13 protein-coding genes and 1 tRNA gene are annotated in these 16,766 nt (G+C 62.7%); all 14 read left to right on the top strand.

Annotated features, from left to right (window positions below; all coding sequences use genetic code 11):
• Positions 1-226: 226 nt before the first annotated feature.
• Positions 227-302, top strand: a tRNA-Trp gene (locus FBT96_RS10930).
• A 137-nt stretch (positions 303-439) separates the two neighbouring features.
• The gene (gene secE / locus FBT96_RS10925; protein WP_136906562.1) at positions 440-622 is read left to right on the top strand and encodes a preprotein translocase subunit SecE; all 183 of its coding nucleotides are present in this window, start codon (positions 440-442) and stop codon (positions 620-622) included.
• Between the two features lie 173 nt (positions 623-795).
• Complete coding sequence (gene nusG / locus FBT96_RS10920; RefSeq protein ID WP_136906559.1) at positions 796-1,335, top strand: transcription termination/antitermination protein NusG; 540 nt, start codon at positions 796-798, stop codon at positions 1,333-1,335.
• Between the two features lie 82 nt (positions 1,336-1,417).
• Positions 1,418-1,870, top strand: coding sequence for a 50S ribosomal protein L11 (gene rplK / locus FBT96_RS10915; protein ID WP_055209131.1), 453 nt, complete (start codon positions 1,418-1,420; stop codon positions 1,868-1,870).
• 3 nt (positions 1,871-1,873) lie between these two features.
• Positions 1,874-2,572: a 50S ribosomal protein L1 gene (rplA, locus tag FBT96_RS10910; protein WP_136906557.1), complete on the top strand. Its 699-nt coding sequence runs from the start codon at positions 1,874-1,876 to the stop codon at positions 2,570-2,572.
• Positions 2,573-2,794: 222 nt separating this feature from the next.
• On the top strand, positions 2,795-3,310 hold the full coding sequence (rplJ, locus tag FBT96_RS10905; RefSeq protein WP_013066036.1) for a 50S ribosomal protein L10: 516 nt from the start codon (positions 2,795-2,797) through the stop codon (positions 3,308-3,310).
• Between the two features lie 68 nt (positions 3,311-3,378).
• A complete protein-coding gene (gene rplL, locus FBT96_RS10900; protein WP_055209133.1) occupies positions 3,379-3,753 on the top strand; it encodes a 50S ribosomal protein L7/L12 in 375 nt (124 codons plus the stop codon).
• A gap of 237 nt (positions 3,754-3,990) precedes the next feature.
• Positions 3,991-8,130, top strand: a complete 4,140-nt coding sequence (gene rpoB, locus FBT96_RS10895) for a DNA-directed RNA polymerase subunit beta (protein ID WP_136906555.1) — start codon at positions 3,991-3,993, stop codon at positions 8,128-8,130.
• 50 nt (positions 8,131-8,180) lie between these two features.
• On the top strand, positions 8,181-12,419 hold the full coding sequence (gene rpoC / locus FBT96_RS10890; protein ID WP_136906553.1) for a DNA-directed RNA polymerase subunit beta': 4,239 nt from the start codon (positions 8,181-8,183) through the stop codon (positions 12,417-12,419).
• Positions 12,420-12,532: 113 nt separating this feature from the next.
• Positions 12,533-13,357 (top strand): glycosyltransferase, encoded by an 825-nt coding sequence (locus tag FBT96_RS10885; RefSeq protein ID WP_169583385.1) that lies wholly within the window; start codon positions 12,533-12,535, stop codon positions 13,355-13,357.
• A 269-nt stretch (positions 13,358-13,626) separates the two neighbouring features.
• A complete protein-coding gene (gene rpsL / locus FBT96_RS10880; RefSeq protein ID WP_010399029.1) occupies positions 13,627-13,998 on the top strand; it encodes a 30S ribosomal protein S12 in 372 nt (123 codons plus the stop codon).
• A gap of 12 nt (positions 13,999-14,010) precedes the next feature.
• Entirely contained in the window at positions 14,011-14,481 is a 471-nt protein-coding gene (gene rpsG, locus FBT96_RS10875) for a 30S ribosomal protein S7 (protein WP_136906549.1), read from the top strand.
• Between the two features lie 9 nt (positions 14,482-14,490).
• Complete coding sequence (fusA, locus tag FBT96_RS10870; protein ID WP_136906547.1) at positions 14,491-16,617, top strand: elongation factor G; 2,127 nt, start codon at positions 14,491-14,493, stop codon at positions 16,615-16,617.
• Between the two features lie 63 nt (positions 16,618-16,680).
• The coding region (locus tag FBT96_RS21280; protein WP_211643483.1) for a GTP-binding protein at positions 16,681-16,766 on the top strand (86 nt) is incomplete at its 3' end.

Raw genomic sequence — 16,766 nt, 5'->3', positions numbered from 1 at the left:
GGTTGGGCTCACGTCGCAGATTGTGCGCGCATACAGGAAAATGGCGCTTTTGGGAAGCAGGGAGTTGCGGCGGCGGGCGCCGCGGCGGGGGCGGCCCCGGGGTCGTGCCGGAACGGCGCCGGGGGGGCCGGGGGGCCTGCGTCGAATTGGTGCGCGAGAACCGCGCGCGGAACGCCGTCACCCGCTTGACGGCCCCGCGCAAGATATGTAGTGACGCGGCAGGCACAGGAGTTTAGCTCAGTTGGTAGAGCATCGGTCTCCAAAACCGAGGGTCGTGGGTTCGAGTCCCCCAACTCCTGCCATCCTTCATTTGCTGAAATCGGATGATCCCGGCGGCTGCGGCCACGGTTCCGTTTCGGTGTCGGGCAGATCGGCGCATCGCGCTTGAATTCTGCCGCATCTGCGCGTATCCCGGCGCCGTCGCATGAGAGGAAGCAGCATGGCAAACCCGATCCAGTTCCTGAGCCAGGTGCGCTCGGAAGTTGGCAAGATCACCTGGCCGAACCGGCGCGAGGTCGTTCTGACCACCGTCATGGTGCTGACCATGGCGATGGTGGCGGCGATCTTCTTTTCCCTCGTGGATTGGGTGATCAACCTCGGGATCAAGGCAATGTTCATCTGAGGCCATCGAAGCCCTTGAAATACGGGGCGGGCAGGGCTAAACGGGCACGACACTCAAGAACCGGCGTGCATCGATTCGAATGATGCGCGCCGTTCTTTGTTGAGAGAGCAGCGGCAAGACCGTTGCGCAGAGAAAATTTCGGCGCTCGCCGCCGGGGGGAAAGAGGCAGGTTGATGGCGAAGCGGTGGTATTCGGTTTCCGTTCTCTCGAACTTCGAGAAAAAGGTCGCCGAGCAGATCAAACAGGCCGTGATCGACAAGGGCCTGGGGGACGAGATCGAGGAAGTTCTGGTTCCCACCGAAGAAGTGATCGAGATCCGCCGCGGCAAGAAGGTCACGTCGGAGCGTCGCTTCATGCCCGGCTACGTGCTGGTGCGCATGGACATGACCGACCGCGGCTATCACGCGATCACCTCGATCAACCGCGTCACCGGCTTCCTGGGTCCGCAGGGCAAGCCGACGCCGATGCGGGACAGCGAAGTCAACACGATCCTGAACCGTCAGGGGCCGAGCGGCGAAGTCGTCGCGCCGCGCAACCTGATTCGCTTCGAGATCGGCGAGAATGTTTCCGTGACCGACGGCCCGTTCGAGGGCTTCTCGGGCATGGTCGAGGAAGTCGACGACGCCGCGGGCCGCCTCAAGGTCACGGTGTCGATCTTTGGCCGGCCGACGCCGGTCGAGCTGGAATTCACCCAGGTGTCGAAAACCGCCTGAGGGGAATGCGTGGGAGGCGGGTGACCGCCTGACCACTAAACTTCGCCCCATGGTGGGGCGGCAGTGAAAAGGAGAAGGCCACATGGCCAAGAAAGTCATCGGGCAGCTGAAGCTGCAAGTGAAGGCGGGGAAAGCCACTCCCTCCCCGCCGATCGGTCCGGCGCTGGGTCAGCGCGGGATCAACATCATGGAATTCTGCAAGGCGTTCAACGCCCGCACGCAGGAGCTGGAGCCGGAATCGCCGGTTCCCTGCATCATCACCTACTATGCCGACAAATCCTTCACCTTTGAAACGAAGACCGCTCCGGCCTCGTTCATGCTGAAGAAAGCGGCTGGCCTGAAGCCGGTGGGCAAGCGCAACCGTCCGAAGGGGTCGGTCAAGCCGGGCCACGTCGTCGCGGGCACCGTGACCGCCGCGCAGGTCAAGGCGATCGCCGAAGCCAAGATGAAAGACCTGAACGCCAACGACATTCAGGGCGCCATCAACATCATCCTCGGCTCGGCGAAGTCGGTCGGTATCGAGGTTAAGGGGTAAGCCATGGCCAAGATCGGTAAACGTTCGGCCGCTGCGCGGACCGCTTTCGAAGGCAAGGCCAACCTTTCGGTTGAAGATGCCGTCAAGCTGATCAAGTCGGCGGCCTCGGCCAAGTTCGACGAAACGCTTGAAATCGCGATGAACCTGGGCGTCGACCCGCGTCACGCCGACCAGATGGTCCGGGGCGTGGTGCAGCTGCCGCACGGCACGGGCAAGACCGTCCGCGTCGCCGTCTTCGCCCGTGGCGCCAAGGCCGACGAGGCGAAAGCCGCCGGGGCCGACATCGTCGGTGCCGAAGACCTGATGGAAACCATCCAGTCGGGCAAGATCGAGTTCGATCGCTGCATCGCCACCCCGGACATGATGCCGCTCGTCGGCCGTCTGGGCAAGATCCTCGGGCCGCGCAACCTGATGCCGAACCCGAAAGTCGGCACCGTGACGATGGACGTGAAAACGGCGATCGAAGCGGCCAAGGGCGGCGAAGTGCAGTTCAAGGTCGAAAAGGCCGGCGTGATCCACGGCGGCATCGGCAAGGTCTCGTTCACCGAGGACAAGCTGGCGGACAACGTCCGCGCCTTTGTCGACGCGGTGTCGAAAGCCAAACCGGCGGGCGCCAAGGGCACCTACCTGAAAAAGGTGTCGCTGTCCTCGACCATGGGCCCGGGCGTGACGGTCGATCTGACCTCGGCCGCGGCCCGCTGAGAATTTGCCGGGAAACCGGCGAATGACGGGGCTTGAAAAAGCCCCGTCCTGTCCGAGACGGAGGGTGGGGGTTTCCCCCGTAAGTCCTTCCCGAGATGGGGAACGAGAATTTCCGGGGCTGCTGCCTCGGGCGATCTCTCGGGAACCGATCGGACCCGACCTGCGGGCATGCGCCCGTAGGAAACAGAGCCGGGGGGAAACCCCCACACTTGGAGTGTAACCGTGGATAGAGCCCAAAAAGAGAAGGTGGTCGAGGAACTCGGCCAGATCTTCGAAAGCTCTGGCGTCGTGGTGGTTGCCCGCTACGAAGGCATGACGGTTGCTCAGATGCAGGACCTGCGCGCGAAAATGCGTGACGTGGGTGGGTCCGTGCGCGTTGCCAAGAACACGCTCGCCAAGATCGCCCTGGAAGGCAAGCCCTGCGAGAGCATGGCCAAACTTCTGACGGGGATGACCGTTCTTGCCTATTCCGAGGACCCGGTGGCTGCGGCCAAGGTCGCGGAAGCCTATGCCAAGACGAACGACAAGTTCGACATTCTTGGCGGGGCCATGGGCAAGGACGCTCTGGACAAGGCCGGTGTCAAAGCCGTCGCCGCCATGCCGTCGCGCGAAGAGCTCATCGCTCAAATCGCGTCGTGCATCGGGGCGCCTGCTTCGAACATCGCCGGTGCCATTGGCGCGCCTGCTTCCAACATCGCGGGCATCCTCAAGACGCTTGAGGAGCGGGAAGCCGCCTGACGCAACATCTTGCCTTCGTCGGGACAACTCGACGTCGGATCAACCCTATATCAGAATGGAACGGAAAAATGGCCGATCTTAAAGCCCTTGCCGAGCAAATCGTCAACCTGACGCTGCTGCAGGCCCAAGAACTGAAAACCATCCTCAAGGACGAGTATGGCATCGAACCGGCCGCCGGTGGCGCCGTGATGATGGCTGGCCCGGCTGCTGCCGCGGCTCCGGCCGAAGAAGAAAAAACCGAATTCGACGTCGTGCTCGTCGATGCCGGTGCCAACAAGATCAACGTGATCAAAGAAGTCCGCGCCATCACCGGCCTGGGCCTCAAAGAAGCGAAAGATCTCGTCGAAGCTGGTGGCAAGGTGAAAGAAGCCGCTGCCAAAGGCGAAGCCGAAGAGATCAAGAAAAAGCTCGAAGCGGCTGGCGCCAAAGTCGAGCTCAAGTAATCGGGCAGGGTGCTGTCGCATCCTATCAGGTGACTTCAGGCTGGGTTCGGGGTTTCCCCGAGCCCAGCCGTACCTGTCTCGGCAAGGGGTTTTGCAAAACCCTTTCCCAAGGCAGGGTCGGTTCGGGAGCCTTCCGGTGGGACGGAAGGCAGGTATGGAACCGCCCCCCATTCGCAAGCGGCGTGCATCGGGCCCCGACGATGCACACCCGCGAAGAGACGAAAGGTCACGACGAGCATGGCTCAAGCTTACGTTGGTCAGAAGCGTATCCGCCGCTACTACGGCAAAATCCGCGAAGTTCTGGAAATGCCGAACCTCATCGAGGTTCAGAAGGCCTCCTACGACCTGTTCCTGCGCTCGGGCGATGCCGATCAGCCGCTCGACGGCGAGGGCATCAAGGGCGTCTTCCAGTCGGTGTTCCCGATCAAGGACTTCAATGACAACGCGATCCTCGAATTCGTGAAATACGAGCTCGAAAAGCCGAAATATGACGTCGACGAATGCATGAGCCGCGATCTGACCTATTCGGCGCCGCTCAAGGTGACGCTGCGTCTGATCGTGTTCGATGTCGATGAAACCACCGGGGCGCGGTCGGTCAAGGACATCAAGGAACAGGACGTCTACATGGGCGACATGCCCCTGATGACGCCGAACGGCACCTTCATCGTCAACGGCACCGAACGCGTGATCGTGTCGCAGATGCACCGCTCGCCGGGTGTGTTCTTCGACCATGACCGCGGCAAGACCCATTCCTCGGGCAAGCTCTTGTTCGCCTGCCGGATCATTCCCTATCGCGGCAGCTGGCTCGATTTCGAATTCGACGCCAAGGATCTGGTGTTCGCGCGCATCGACCGTCGCCGCAAGCTGCCGGTGACGACGCTGCTTTACGCGCTCGGCCTCGATCAGGAAGGCATCATGGATGCCTATTACAACACCGTCACCTTCCGCGCCGAGGGCAAACGCGGCTGGGTGTCGAAGTTCTTCCCCGAGCGCGCGCGCGGCACCCGTCCGACCTATGACATGATCGACGCCGGCACCGGCGAAGTGATCCTGAAGGCGGGCGAAAAGGTCACGCCGCGGATGGTGAAGAAATGGCTTGATGAAGCCAAGGTGACCGAACTGCTCTTGCCGTTCGACCACATCCTCGGCCGCTACTGCGCCAAGGACATCATCAACGAGCGCACCGGCTACATCTACATCGAAGCGGGCGACGAGCTGACGGCGGAATACGACCGGGACGGCCAGCTGGTCGGCGGCTCGGTGAAGACGCTGCTCGACAACGGCATCACCGAGATCCCCTGCCTCGACATCGACAACATCAACGTCGGCCCCTACATCCGCAACACGATGGCGGCGGACAAGAACATGGGCCGCGACGGCGCGCTGATGGACATCTACCGCGTCATGCGTCCGGGCGAGCCGCCGACCGTCGAAGCCGCAAGCTCGATGTTCGACACGCTGTTCTTCGATAGCGAACGCTATGACCTCTCGGCCGTGGGCCGGGTGAAGATGAACATGCGTCTGGATCTGGATGCGCCGGACACCCAGCGCACCCTGCGCCGCGCCGACATCATCGCCTGCATCAAGGGCCTCGTCGAACTGCGCGACGGCAAGGGCGAGATCGACGACATCGACCACCTCGGCAACCGTCGCGTGCGGTCCGTCGGCGAGCTGATGGAAAACCAGTATCGCGTCGGCCTGCTGCGCATGGAACGGGCGATCAAGGAACGCATGTCCTCGGTCGAGATCGACACGGTGATGCCGCAGGACCTGATCAACGCGAAACCGGCCGCGGCCGCGGTGCGCGAATTCTTCGGCTCCTCGCAGCTGTCGCAGTTCATGGACCAGACCAACCCGCTGTCCGAAGTCACGCACAAGCGTCGCCTTTCGGCGCTCGGGCCGGGCGGTCTGACCCGTGAACGCGCGGGCTTCGAGGTTCGCGACGTTCACCCGACCCACTACGGCCGGATGTGCCCGATCGAAACGCCCGAAGGTCAGAACATCGGTCTGATCAACTCGCTGGCGACCTTCGCGCGCGTCAACAAATATGGCTTCATCGAGACCCCCTATCGCAAGGTTCACGATGGTCAGGTGACCGACGAAGTCGTCTACATGTCGGCCACGGAAGAGATGCGCCACACGATCGCGCAGGCGAACGCCACGCTCGACGAGAACGGCAAGTTCGTGAACGATCTGGTCTCGACGCGTCAGTCGGGCGAATTCATGCTGAACCCGGTCGAGGCCGTGGACCTGATCGACGTGTCGCCGAAACAGCTGGTTTCGGTCGCCGCGGCGCTGATCCCCTTCCTTGAAAACGACGACGCCAACCGCGCCCTGATGGGCTCGAACATGCAACGTCAGGCGGTTCCGCTGCTGCGTAACGAAGCGCCGTTTGTCGGCACCGGCATGGAAGCGACGGTGGCGCGCGATTCGGGCGCCGCGATCATGGCCCGCCGCGGCGGTGTCGTGGATCAGGTCGATGCGTCGCGGATCGTTATCCGGGCCAATGAAGACATCGGCATGGGTGACGCGGGCGTCGACATCTATCGTCTGCGCAAGTTCAAGCGTTCGAACCAGTCTTCGACGATCAACCAGCGTCCGATCGTCAAGGTGGGCGACGTGGTGTCGAAGGGGCAGGTGGTTGCCGACGGTCCCTCGACCGATCAGGGCGAACTGGCGCTTGGCCGCAACGTGGTCGTCGCCTTCATGCCCTGGAACGGCTACAACTACGAAGACTCCATCCTGATTTCGGAACGCATCCACCGCGATGACGTGTTCACCTCGATCCACATCGAGGAATACGAAGTGGCGGCGCGCGACACGAAACTCGGGCCGGAAGAGATCACCCGCGACATCCCGAACGTCGGCGAGGAAGCCCTGCGCAACCTTGACGAGGCGGGCATCGTCTATATCGGCGCCGAGGTCGGCCCGGGCGATATCCTCGTGGGCAAGATCACGCCGAAGGGCGAAAGCCCGATGACGCCGGAAGAAAAACTTCTGCGCGCCATCTTCGGCGAAAAGGCGTCCGACGTGCGCGACACCTCGCTGCGTCTGCCGCCCGGCGCCTATGGCACGATCGTCGAAGTCCGCGTCTTCAACCGTCATGGTGTGGACAAGGACGAACGCGCGCTGCAGATCGAGCGCGAGGAAATCGAACGTCTCGCCCGCGACCGCGACGACGAGATGGCGATTTTGGAACGCAACATCTACGCGCGTCTGAAAACGCTGATCCTTGGCAAGGTGACGGTCAAGGGGCCGAAGAACACCTCGATCAAGGCCGGGTCGGAAATCACCGAAGAGCTGCTCGCCTCGCTGTCGCGTGGCCAGTGGTGGCAGCTTGCCCTTGAAAACGAAGCCGATGCCAAGGAAGTGGAAGCGCTGAACGACCAGTTCGACGCGCAGAAACGTGCCCTGGAACATCGCTTCGATGACAAGGTGGAGAAAGTCCGTCAGGGCGACGATCTGCCCCCCGGCGTGATGAAGATGGTCAAGGTCTTCGTCGCGGTGAAGCGCAAGCTGCAAGCGGGCGACAAGATGGCCGGTCGTCACGGCAACAAGGGCGTGGTGTCGAAGGTCGTTCCGATCGAAGACATGCCGTTCCTCGCCGATGGCACCCCGGTCGACCTCGTGCTGAACCCGCTCGGCGTGCCGTCGCGGATGAACGTCGGGCAGATCCTGGAAACCCACATGGGCTGGGCCAGCCGTGGTCTCGGCATCCGGATCGACGAGGCGCTGAAAGCCTATCGTCGCAACGGTGACCTGACCCCGGTGCGCGAGGAAATGCGCCACGGCTATGGCGACGAGACCTACGAGGACGTCTTTGCCGAGATGGAGAACGACCGGTTCGTCGAATGCGCCGAGCATGTGCGCGGCGGTGTTCCGATCGCCACCCCGGTCTTTGACGGCGCCAAGGAAGCCGACGTGAACGATGCGCTGATGCGCGCGGGCTTCAACAAGTCGGGCCAATCGATCGTCTTCGACGGCCGCACCGGCGAGCAATTCGCCCGTCCGGTCACCGTGGGCGTGAAGTACTTCCTCAAGCTGCACCACCTTGTCGACGACAAGATGCACGCGCGCTCGACCGGGCCGTATTCGCTTGTTACCCAGCAACCGCTGGGCGGCAAGGCGCAGTTCGGCGGTCAGCGTCTCGGGGAGATGGAGGTCTGGGCTCTGGAAGCTTACGGCGCCGCCTACACCCTGCAGGAGATGCTGACGGTGAAGTCGGACGACGTCGCGGGCCGGACCAAGGTCTACGAGAGCATCGTCAAGGGCGAGGACAACTTCGAGGCCGGCGTGCCGGAATCGTTCAACGTGCTCGTCAAGGAAGTTCGGGGCCTCGGCCTCAACATGGAACTCCTGGATTCGGAGGAAGAGTGAGCGCGCGAGCGCTCACCACCCCCCTCTGACCTCAATCAAGGAAAGATCTGATGAACCAGGAAATCACCAACAACAACCCGTTCAACCCGCTGGCGCAGCCGAAGGCCTTTGACGAGATCAAGATCTCGCTGGCCTCGCCGGAACGGATCCTCTCGTGGTCCTATGGCGAGATCAAGAAGCCCGAGACGATCAACTACCGGACCTTCAAGCCCGAGCGCGACGGCCTGTTCTGCGCCCGCATCTTCGGGCCGATCAAGGACTACGAGTGCCTGTGCGGCAAGTACAAGCGGATGAAGTATCGCGGCGTCGTCTGCGAGAAATGCGGCGTTGAAGTCACGCTGCAAAAGGTCCGCCGCGAGCGCATGGGCCATATCGAGCTGGCCTCGCCCGTCGCCCACATCTGGTTCCTGAAATCGCTGCCCTCGCGCATCGGCCTGATGCTCGACATGACGCTGCGGGATCTGGAACGCATCCTTTACTTCGAAAACTACGTCGTGATCGAACCCGGTCTGACGGAGCTGTCCTATGGCCAGCTGCTGACCGAAGACGAATATCTGGATGCGCAGGACCAGTTCGGCGCCGATGCCTTCACCGCCAACATCGGCGCGGAAGCGATCCGCGAGATGCTCTCGGCGATCGATCTGGAAGCCACGGCGGAACAGCTGCGCGAGGAGCTGAAGGAAGCCACCGGCGAGCTGAAGCCGAAGAAGATCATCAAGCGTCTTAAGATCGTCGAAAGCTTCCTCGAATCGAAGAACCGTCCCGAGTGGATGATCCTGACGGTGCTGCCGGTGATTCCGCCGGAACTGCGCCCGCTGGTGCCGCTCGATGGCGGCCGGTTCGCCACGTCCGACCTGAACGACCTGTACCGGCGCGTGATCAACCGGAACAACCGTCTGAAACGGCTGATCGAACTTCGGGCGCCCGACATCATCGTGCGCAACGAAAAGCGGATGCTGCAGGAAGCGGTTGACGCGCTGTTCGACAACGGCCGCCGCGGCCGCGTCATCACCGGCACCAACAAACGGCCGCTGAAGTCGCTCTCGGACATGCTCAAGGGCAAGCAGGGCCGGTTCCGTCAGAACCTTCTCGGCAAGCGCGTCGACTTCTCGGGCCGGTCGGTCATCGTGACCGGGCCGGAACTGAAGCTGCATCAATGCGGCCTGCCGAAAAAGATGGCGCTCGAGCTGTTCAAGCCCTTCATCTACTCGCGCCTTGAAGCCAAGGGCCTGTCGAGCACGGTGAAACAGGCGAAGAAACTGGTCGAGAAAGAACGTCCCGAGGTCTGGGACATCCTCGACGAGGTGATCCGCGAGCATCCGGTGCTGCTGAACCGCGCGCCGACGCTGCACCGTCTGGGCATCCAGGCCTTCGAACCGATCCTGATCGAAGGCAAGGCGATCCAGCTGCACCCGCTCGTCTGCTCGGCCTTCAACGCCGACTTCGACGGCGACCAGATGGCCGTTCACGTTCCGCTCTCGCTGGAAGCCCAGCTTGAGGCGCGCGTGCTGATGATGTCGACGAACAACGTTCTGTCGCCCGCCAACGGCGCGCCGATCATCGTTCCGTCGCAGGACATGATCCTTGGGCTTTACTACACCACGATGGAGCGCAAGGGCATGGTCGGCGAAGGCATGGTCTTCGCCTCGGTCGAGGAAGTCGAACATGCGCTGACCTCGGGCGTCGTGCACCTGCACGCCAAGGTGAAGGCCCGGATCAAGCAGATCGACGACGAGGGCAACGAAGTCTGGAAGCGCTACGACACCACGCCGGGTCGGGTGCGTCTGGGCGCGCTGCTGCCGCTCAATGCCAAGGCGCCCTATGATCTGGTGAACCGCCCGTTGCGGAAGAAAGACGTGCAGAACGTCATCGACACCGTCTACCGCTACTGCGGCCAGAAGGAATCGGTGATCTTCTGTGACCAGATCATGGGTCTGGGCTTCCGCGAAGCGTTCAAGGCGGGCATCTCGTTCGGCAAGGACGACATGCTGATCCCCGAACGCAAGTGGGAGATCGTCGATGCCGTGCGCGATCAGGTCAAGGAATTCGAACAGCAATACATGGACGGTCTGATCACCCAGGGTGAGAAGTACAACAAGGTCGTCGATGCCTGGTCGAAATGCTCGGATGCCGTCGCGGCCGAGATGATGAAGGAAATTTCCGCCGTGCGCGTCGATGATGCGGGCGCCGAGAAAGAGCCGAACTCGGTCTACATGATGTCCCACTCCGGGGCGCGGGGCTCGCCCGCGCAGATGAAGCAGCTCGGCGGGATGCGCGGTCTGATGGCCAAGCCCTCGGGCGAGATCATCGAGACGCCGATCATCTCGAACTTCAAGGAAGGTCTGACCGTTCTTGAATACTTCAACTCGACCCACGGCGCCCGGAAGGGTCTGGCCGATACCGCGCTGAAGACGGCGAACTCGGGGTATCTGACCCGTCGTCTGGTGGACGTGGCGCAGGACTGCATCGTGCGTTCGCATGACTGCGGCACCGAACGCGCGATCACCGCTTCGGCGGCCGTGAACGATGGCGAAGTCGTCGCGCCGCTGTCGGAACGGGTGCTGGGCCGTGTCGCCGCCGATGACGTTCTGGTGCCGGGCACCGACGAGGTGCTGGTGCGCAAGAACGAGCTGATCGACGAGCGCAAGGCCGACCTGATCGAGCAGAATGCGATCCAGTCGATCCGGATCCGCTCGGCGCTGACCTGCGAGGCCGAAGAGGGCGTTTGCGCGCTCTGCTACGGTCGCGATCTGGCGCGCGGCACGCTGGTCAACCAGGGCGAAGCGGTGGGCATCATCGCGGCGCAGTCGATCGGGGAACCGGGCACGCAGCTGACGATGCGGACCTTCCACATCGGCGGCATCGCGCAGGGCGGTCAACAGTCGTTCCTGGAAGCGAGCCAGGAGGGCAAGATCGAGTTCCGCAACGCCAACCTGCTGATCAACGACGCGGGCGAGCAGATCGTCATGGGCCGCAACATGCAGCTGGCGATCGTCTCGGAGCAAGGCGAGGAACGGGCCAGCCACAAGCTGTCCTACGGCTCGAAGATCTTCGTCAAGGATGGCGACGCGGTGAAACGCGGCACCAAACTGTTCGAATGGGACCCCTATACCCTGCCGATCATCGCCGAAAAGGCCGGTGTGGCGAAATTCGTCGACCTGATCTCGGGCATTGCGGTGCGCGAAGAGACCGACGAAGCCACCGGCATGACGCAGAAGATCGTGACCGACTGGCGCTCGGCGCCGAAGGGCAACGATCTGAAGCCGGAGATCATCATCGTCAATGCCGATGGCGAGCCGGTGCGCAACGATGCGGGCAACCCGGTCACCTATCCGATGTCGGTCGACGCGATTCTGTCGATCGAGGACGGGCAGGACGTGAAGGCCGGGGACGTGGTGGCGCGGATCCCGCGCGAAGGTGCCAAGACCAAGGACATCACCGGGGGTCTTCCCCGCGTGGCGGAACTGTTCGAAGCCCGTCGCCCGAAGGATCACGCGATCATCGCCGAACTGGATGGCTATGTGCGCTTCGGCAAGGACTACAAGAACAAGCGCCGCATCACCATCGAGCCGTCGCAAGACGGGCTGGAGCCGGTCGAATACATGGTGCCGAAAGGCAAGCACATCCCGGTGCAGGAAGGCGACTTCGTGCAGAAGGGGGACTACATCATGGACGGCAACCCGGCGCCGCATGACATCCTGCGCATCATGGGGATCGAGGCCCTGGCCGACTACCTCATCGACGAGGTGCAGGACGTCTACCGGCTGCAGGGCGTGAAGATCAACGACAAGCACATTGAGGTGATCGTGCGGCAGATGCTGCAGAAGATCGAGATCCTCGACAGTGGCGACACCACGCTGCTCAAGGGCGAGAACATCGACAAGTCGGAGTTCGACGAAGAGAACGCCAAGGTCGAAGCCCGCGGCGGCCGTGCCGCGACGGGCGAGCCGGTGCTGCTCGGGATCACCAAGGCGTCCTTGCAGACGCGGTCGTTCATCTCGGCGGCCTCGTTCCAGGAAACGACGCGGGTGCTGACGGAAGCCTCGGTGCAGGGCAAGCGCGACAAGCTTGTCGGCCTGAAGGAAAACGTCATCGTCGGCCGTCTGATCCCGGCGGGCACGGGTGGCGCCACCACCCGCGTGCGCAAGATCGCGGCCGAGCGCGACAACAAGGTGATCGAGACCCGTCGCGCCGAGGCGATCGATGCCGCGGCTCTGGCGGCGCCGATCGACACCGGCTATGGCGACGACGATTTCGGCCCGGTGGAGACCCCGGAAAGCCGCGATTGATCGCCTGATCCGATCGAATCCCCCGCGCAGTCCGCTGCGCGGGGGTTTTCTTTTGCCTTGACCCGTGGGACCGAAGCGGAAATCCTGCCCCGATCAGAACGGGAGCCAGTGCCTTGTCGCCAGAATTTCGCAATCAGATCGTCGGGTTGATCCGCTTTTCCTTTGTCACCACCGGCGATTTCTACCCCGGCTTCGACACCGTCGCGGACATGAAGGCCTTCCTGTTCGACGAGGCCCGGCTGGAACGGCGCTTCCGCCTGTTCGAGGGCATCTGCCTGCCAACTCTGAAGGCGCAGACCGATCCCGATTTCACCTGCATCTTTCTGCTGGCACAGGATTTTCCGAAGAAATGGCGCAAGCGGCTCGACAAGCTTCTGCACGGGCTGCCCTTCGTGCAGATCGTCGAAAAGCCGCCGATGAACCATTATCAGGGCATCCGCGAGGCCTTTGCCGAAGTCTCCAGCGCGGGCTTCACCCATCGCACCAGCTTTCGGCTGGATGACGACGACGCGGTGAACCTCAATTTCATCGCGACCTTGCGGGCCTTGGCGGCCAAGGTCCACACCATCCCCGAGAAGGACGAGCCGATCGGGATTTCCTTCAACCGCGGGCTTTATCTGACCTATTCGAAACAGGGCACGAGCTATCAGCGCGCGGTCGAGCGCACGCCGCTGTCGATCGGCACCGCGCTGCTGGCGCCGGTGTCTTTCGCGGGCAACATCTATGCCTACAACCACCGCGCCCTCGGGCAGGTGCACAACACCTGGATGGATCAGCAGGACATCGTCTATCTGCGCACCCTGCACCGGGACAACAAGTCGAACCCGCATTTTTCGGGCTCGATGGAGGCGGTCGAGCCGAAACGGGCGGCGGTGTTGCTGCGGCAGAAATTCGGCTTCGATTTCGACACGATCGAGAGGCTGATGGCCGGCACCTGAGCCGGCCGCCGCCGCCGCCGGGGCAGCGCGGTTGACAAGGGGGGCACAACCCCCTATAGCCCCGCCATCCTGCGGACAGATCTGCCCGCGGGAGTCGATTTTCAGTGGTGATGGTCCGGGTCCCATAGCCCGCTCCTCTGGATATCAACCGTTCGGCAGCCTTCGGGCAGCCCGGACGGATTTGGCGTTTCGCGATGGGCGCGGAATGTCGTCGAGAAGTGGCGCACCCTGGTCCGGGTGCGAGTATTGACAGCAGAACGGGGAACCGAATGCCGACGATCCAGCAGCTGATCCGCAAACCGCGGCAGCCCAAGGTGCAGCGCAGCAAGTCGCAGCACCTTCAGTCGTGCCCGCAAAAGCGGGGCGTGTGCACGCGCGTGTACACCACGACGCCGAAGAAACCGAACTCCGCTATGCGTAAGGTGGCCAAGGTCCGCCTGACGAATGGCTTCGAGGTCATCTCCTACATCCCGGGCGAAAAGCACAACCTGCAAGAGCACTCCGTCGTGCTCATTCGCGGCGGCCGGGTGAAAGACCTTCCGGGTGTCCGTTACCACATCCTGCGCGGTGTGCTGGATACCCAGGGCGTCAAAGACCGTCGCCAGCGTCGTTCGAAATACGGCGCCAAGCGTCCGAAATAAGGAGATCACCAGATGTCTCGTCGTCACGCAGCTGAAAAGCGCGAAGTGTTGCCCGACGCCAAATATGGCGATCGCGTGCTGACCAAATTCATGAACAACCTGATGATCGACGGCAAGAAGTCGGTCGCGGAACGGATCGTCTACAACGCGCTGGAGCGCGTCGAGACCCGTGCGAAGCGTGCGCCGGTGGAAGTGTTCCACGAAGCGCTCGACAACGTGAAGCCCTCGGTCGAGGTGCGGTCGCGTCGCGTCGGCGGTGCCACCTATCAGGTGCCCGTCGAAGTGCGTCCGACCCGCCGCGAGGCGCTGGCGATCCGCTGGCTGATCAACGCCGCCAAGAACCGCAACGAGAACACCATGGAAGAGCGCCTCGCGGGCGAGCTGCTCGACGCCATGAACTCGCGCGGCTCGGCGGTGAAGAAACGCGAAGACACCCACAAGATGGCCGACGCGAACAAAGCGTTCAGCCATTACCGCTGGTAAGGGGTCACCATGGCACGCGAATATCCGCTTGAGCGGTACCGCAACTTCGGGATCATTGCCCACATCGACGCGGGCAAGACCACGACGTCGGAACGCATCCTTTACTACACCGGCAAGTCGCACAAGATCGGCGAGGTCCATGACGGGGCCGCGACGATGGACTGGATGGAACAGGAACAGGAACGCGGGATCACCATCACCTCGGCGGCCACCACCACGTTCTGGAATCGTCAGATCGATCCCTCGACCGGCGTTGGCGACAAGTCGTCGAAGTTCCGCTTCAACATCATCGACACCCCCGGCCACGTCGACTTCACCATCGAAGTCGAACGCTCGCTTGCGGTGCTTGACGGGGCCGTGGTTCTGCTCGACGGCAACGCCGGCGTGGAACCGCAGACCGAAACCGTGTGGCGTCAGGCTGACCGCTACAAGGTTCCGCGGATCGTGTTCGTCAACAAGATGGACAAGACCGGCGCCGACTTCTTCAACTGCGTCCGCATGATCAAGGACCGGACCGGCGCCAACGCCATGCCGATCGTCCTGCCGATCGGCGCGGAAGACAAGCTCGAAGGCATCATCGACCTCGTGACCATGGAAGAATGGGTCTATGAGGGCGAAGATCTTGGCGCGTCGTGGAAGCGTCAGCCGATCCGTGCGGAACTGAAGGACGAAGCCGAAGAATGGCGTCTGAACCTTCTGGAAACCGCCGTCGGTCAGGACGATGACGCGATGGAAGCTTACCTCGAGGGCAACGAGCCCGACGAGGAAACGCTGCGCAAGCTGATCCGCAAGGGCACGCTGGCCATCGACTTCATCCCGGTTCTGGCGGGGTCGTCGTTCAAGAACAAGGGCGTGCAGCCGCTTCTGAACGCCGTGGTCGACTATCTGCCCTCGCCGCTCGATGTGCCGCCCTACATGGGCTTCGCGCCGGGCGACGAGTCCGAGACGCGCAACATCGCCCGTTCGGCCGATGACGAGCAGCCCTTCTCGGGTCTGGCGTTCAAGATCATGAACGACCCCTTCGTGGGCTCGCTGACCTTCACCCGGATCTATTCGGGCAAGCTGGCCAAGGGCGACGCGATGATGAACGCGACCAAGCAGCGCCGCGAGCGCGTTGGCCGCATGATGATGATGCACGCCATCGACCGCGAGGAAATCTCGGAAGCGTTCGCGGGCGACATCATCGCGCTGGGGGGCCTCAAGGAAACCACCACCGGGGACACGCTTTGCGATCCGTCGGCGCCGGTCGTCCTTGAAACCATGACCTTCCCGGTCCCGGTGATCGAGATCGCGGTCGAACCGAAGACCAAGGCCGACCAGGAAAAGATGGGCATCGCCTTGGCCCGTCTGGCCGCCGAAGACCCGTCCTTCCGCGTCGAAACCGATGTCGAATCGGGGCAGACGATCATGAAGGGCATGGGCGAACTTCACCTCGACATCCTCGTCGACCGCATGCGTCGCGAGTTCAAGGTCGAGGCGAACATCGGTGCGCCGCAGGTGGCCTATCGCGAAACGATCTCGCGCGAGCATGAAATCGACTACACGCACAAGAAACAGACCGGTGGTACCGGCCAGTTCGCGCGCGTGAAGCTGGTGATCTCGCCGACCGAACCGGGCGAAGGCTATTCGTTCGAATCGAAGATCGTCGGTGGTGCGGTGCCGAAGGAATATATCCCCGGCGTCGAAAAGGGCATCAAGTCGGTGATGGACTCCGGTCCGCTCGCGGGCTTCCCGGTGATCGACTTCAAGGTGGCGCTGATCGACGGTGCCTTCCACGACGTCGACTCCTCGGTGCTGGCCTTCGAAATCGCCTCGCGTGCCGCCATGCGCGAAGGCCTGAAAAAGGCCGGTGCGAAGCTGCTCGAGCCGATCATGAAAGTCGAAGTGGTGACCCCGGAAGAATACACCGGCGGCGTCATCGGCGACCTGACCTCGCGTCGGGGCATGATCAACGGCCAGGACAGCCGCGGCAACGCGAACGTGATCAACGCGATGGTCCCGCTGGCGAACATGTTCGGCTACATCAACACGCTGCGCTCGATGTCCTCGGGCCGCGCCGTGTTCTCGATGGAGTTCGACCATTACGACACCGTGCCGGACAACATCTCGGCCGAGATCCAGAAAAAACACGCCTGATGCGACTGGGCCCGGGACACCCGGGCCCTCTCTCGCGCAGGATCAACGAACCAGGAGGCCATTATGGCAAAGGCAAAGTTTGAACGGAACAAGCCGCACGTGAACATCGGCACGATCGGCCACGTGGACCACGGCAAGACGACGCTGAC

It is taken from the genome of Rhodobacter capsulatus (assembly GCF_005144475.1).
In the GTDB taxonomy this organism is placed as follows: Bacteria; Pseudomonadota; Alphaproteobacteria; order Rhodobacterales; family Rhodobacteraceae; genus Rhodobacter; species Rhodobacter capsulatus_C.
The sequence above is the reverse complement of the archived record's forward strand: the minus strand, read 5'-3'. Positions and strand labels throughout refer to the sequence as shown.